The sequence below is a fragment of the Streptomyces sp. MB09-02B genome (genome assembly GCF_033794485.1).
Taxonomy (GTDB): Bacteria; Actinomycetota; Actinomycetes; order Streptomycetales; family Streptomycetaceae; genus Streptomyces.
On the sequence record NZ_JARGEE010000854.1, the window covers coordinates 1 to 1,392 of the forward strand.

General features: G+C 64.4%; 1 protein-coding gene and 1 pseudogene. One reads left to right on the forward strand and one right to left on the reverse strand.

Going from position 1 to position 1,392, the window contains the following annotated elements:
• Positions 1–201 (reverse strand): annotated as a pseudogene (locus tag P1P70_RS44630) (beta-xylosidase); the annotation flags it as partial.
• Between the two features lie 516 nt (positions 202–717).
• Here P1P70_RS44630 and P1P70_RS44635 point away from each other — a divergent pair.
• Positions 718–1,392: sugar ABC transporter substrate-binding protein (locus P1P70_RS44635; RefSeq protein WP_319248215.1), on the forward strand; the 675-nt coding region annotated here is incomplete at its 3' end.

Sequence of the window (1,392 nt, forward strand, 5' to 3'; positions counted from 1 at the left end):
GTTCTCACCGAACCAGTAGTAGAAGGAGCCGACCTTGATCACACCACCGCCATGGGCGTGGACGACCGCTCCGGTGGTGTCGGTGAACTGGGTCGCGTTCGGAATCGTGACGGAGGCCGCGTGCGCGGGTGTGCTGACCACCATGAGCCCGAACAGGCTCAGGAGTGCGGCCAGCACCAACGGGCGGGCGTGACGGAACATACGGGTTCCTAGGGGAGAGGTGCGGCGGGGAACCGGGTAGCGGACCGGTTGGCCGTGACAGATGGTGAGTTCAGACCGAAGTCTTGCGGAAATGTCGGGTGTTGTTGGTTTTCGGTTGCGTAACGTAGGTGGCGATCTCATGCGCCGTCAATGCCTTCGGCAATACCGGATGCATCCCGCCCACCCCGTAGGTCGGGCCTCACGGCGGGCCCGCGTCTCCCTACCCGTGAGTATGTCGCCCGCAAATGGTCCGATGTCTTGAGTTCGAGTTGGCCTCGAGGAGGTGATGCTGCATGGGTGAAAAAGTTCGCGAATATGCGGAGTCAAGGCGTCATGGGCTACGACTTTTCCCCCGCCACTGGACAGGATGACCGTCGTGAACCTATAAATCCATCCGATGTCTTCGGAGTGGCGTAGGAGAGCGGCGTTCAGGCCGCCAACGTGCTCCCGACGCCGTCCCCGACCATGACAGAGGGAGCCCGCGCCATGACCGCAGCCCGCGTCAGCAGACGTGCCATGAGACTTGCCCACTCCGGTTCCCGTTCCCGTTCCTGGTCCGCCGGGGCCACCGTGTTGGTGGTCATGGCGCTCGCCTCAGGCTGCGACCGGTGGAGCACGGACGCGTCGAACGACGACGAGGCGACCATCGGTTTCGACGTGCCGCGCGCCGACTCCGACTTCTGGAACACCTATGCGTACTACCTGAAGAAGGGAATCAGAACCGCGGACATCGACGATCTCCCGGTCAGCAACTCGCAGAACGACGTCACCAGACTGGTCGGCAACGTGCAGGTGTTCCAGAGCATGGGTGCCGAAGCCGTCGTGATGGCCCCGCAGGACTCCGGCGCCGTGGGTTCCACCCTCGACGCCCTGTCGGCCGCGAAGGTCCCGGTGGTCAGTGTGGACACCCGACCGGACAAGGGTGACGTCTACATGGTGGTGCGTGCCGACAACCGGGCGTACGGCACCAAGGCGTGCGAGTTTCTGGGTGAGCAGCTGGGTGGCAAGGGCAAGGTCGCCGAACTGCAGGGCGCGCTGGACTCGATCAACGGGCGGGACCGCTCCGAGGCGTTCGCCGAGTGCATGAAGACGAAGTTCCCGAAGATCAAGGTCTTCGAGCTGCCCACCGACTGGAAGGGCGACGTGGCCTCCGCCAAGCTGCAGAGCCTGCTCGCCCAGCACCCCGACCTG